Annotated in this window: 1 protein-coding gene; it reads left to right on the top strand. The window is 74.9% G+C overall.

Annotated elements, in window-relative coordinates:
- Nucleotides 1-18: 18 nt before the first annotated feature.
- A partial coding sequence (locus ACZ5CR_RS44760) for a ComEC/Rec2 family competence protein (RefSeq protein ID WP_468869300.1) occupies nucleotides 19-1,623 on the top strand: 1,605 nt, incomplete at its 3' end.

Genomic DNA, 1,623 nt, shown 5'->3' with positions numbered 1-1,623 from the left:
GCGGTGCCGGGGGCATCAATGGCCCCGGACCCGGCCCCGGACCCGGCCCCGGCCCCGGACCCGGACCACCCCACCGTTCACGCCACGTCCGGGCGTCGATTCGGGGACGCCCACCCCCGCCAGGAGGGCCCACTGGACCTGCGCCTTGTGCCACCCGCCCTCGCGACCTGGGGGACTGCGGCCCTGGCGCTGGATGCCCCGCCCCTGTGGGTGTTCGCAGCCGTGGTGGTCTGTGTGGCGGTGGCAGGCGCCCTGTTGGTGACATGGACGGTGCGGGGGCGGCCGATGGGTGAGGGGCCGCGGAACGCCCGGACGCACTCGGCAGGTGAAGCACGGCAGGATGCGTCTGAGCCGGGGGAGGCCCCAGGGCGGCGGCAGTCCTGGCGGCGGGTCTCGGTGGCGGCCGTCCTCCTCTGTGCCGCGGCGGGTGCCACCTCCGCGGCGCTGCATGGGGCCGACCTGCACCGGGGTCCAGTCCCTGCCCTGGCTCGCCAATATGCCGAAGCGGAGGTTGAGTTGGAGGTCACCTCCGACCCTCGGCTCACCCGGCCCCGCGTGACAGGAGCCCATGCCGTGCCGCCCTCGGTCATGCTGAACGCGGAGATCGTCCGGGTCGCGTCGGCGGACGGCAAGACCTCCGTGACCCGCACCCCGGCCCTGGTCTTTGCCGGGGACGGGGACGGGGACGGGGACGGGGACGGGAACGCGGGCAGGGGCAGGGGCAGGGACTCCGTCGGCAGAGATTCCGCCGGGAAGGACGCCGCCGGCCAGGACTCCGTCGACGGGGAATCCGCCGGCCCCTGGCCCAGGGCACGCTGGCTCGCGCTCCTGCCTTCGACCAGATTGCGCGTCCGGGCAAGCCTCGCGCCTCCCTTGCCGCAGGGTGACCGCATCGCGGCGGTGCTCCGAGTGGATGGAGGGCAGACGCCGCGGGTGGTCGATGCGCCGTCAGGGCCGCAGCGCCTGGCGGGGCGGCTGCGGGGCGGGTTGCGGGAGGCTACGGACGGGTTGCCGCCCGATGCCAGGGCACTGTTGCCCGGGCTGGTGGTCGGGGACACCTCCCGCGTGGCCCCCGAGCTGGAAGAGGCCTTCAGGGCAACGGATCTGACGCACCTCCTCGCGGTGAGCGGCGCCAATCTCACGATCGTCCTCGCCCTGCTCATCGGCCCGCCCAGCCTTGCCCAACGCGTGGAACGGCGCGGCCTCGCCCCACGGTTGGGGATCTCGCTGCGGGCGACAGCGCTGCTCGGCGGTGCTCTCACCCTCGGCTTCGTCATGGTCTGCAGACCGGAGCCGAGCGTGCTGCGGGCCGCGGCCTGCGGACTGATCGCGCTGCTCGCCATCGGCACGGGGCGGCGCCGGTCGCTGATCCCGGCCCTGGCCGCCGCCGTACTGCTGCTTGTCCTGTACGACCCGTGGCTGGCCCGCAGCCCCGGCTTCCTGCTCTCCGTCCTCGCAACCGGCGCCCTTCTCACCCTCGCCCCGAGGTGGAGCGCCGCCCTTCAAAGGCGCCGGGTTCCCCCGCGTCTGGCCGAGGCGTTGGCAGCCGCGGGCGCCGCACAGGCGGTGTGCGCGCCTGTCGTCGCCGTCATCGCGGCACGGGTGAGCCTGGTGGCGGTGCCC

It is taken from the genome of Streptomyces sp. NPDC031274, from assembly GCF_055570235.1.
This window is presented reverse-complemented; position numbering and strand designations above follow the sequence as displayed.